At 53.7% G+C, this 328-nt stretch carries 1 protein-coding gene; it reads left to right on the top strand.

What is annotated here, in order from left to right; all coding sequences use genetic code 11:
• The coding region (locus PGS25_RS15625) for a hypothetical protein (protein WP_442865330.1) at positions 1-328 on the top strand (328 nt) is incomplete at both ends.

Raw genomic sequence — 328 nt, 5'->3', positions numbered from 1 at the left:
ACAGTTATCGACGGCACGGAATACACCACCGCCAACACCTACGACGGCAATTATCGCGCCAACTCTGCAAGCGATCGTCTGAATGGTGCAACCGCATACGAGTATGACAGCAATGGCAATGTGACGAAAGTTCGCTATGCGGACAATACCGCTATGACGCTGACTTATACAGCGGGCGGCGATATTGCGTCTATCACGGACGCGCTCGGCAATACGGAAACCTATACCTATTCCGGTCACAGCCTGACCGAGTTCCGCGACAAGAACGGACATACCACATCGTACACCTATAACGCACTCGGTCTGCCGGTTACGGTTACAGATGCGC

The organism is Butyricicoccus sp. AM78-15b2TA (genome assembly GCF_027665985.1).
In the GTDB taxonomy this organism is placed as follows: Bacteria; Bacillota; Clostridia; order Oscillospirales; family Butyricicoccaceae; genus Agathobaculum; species Agathobaculum butyriciproducens.
Note: the sequence above shows the minus strand (reverse complement) of the source record. Positions and strands in the feature narration are given on the sequence as shown.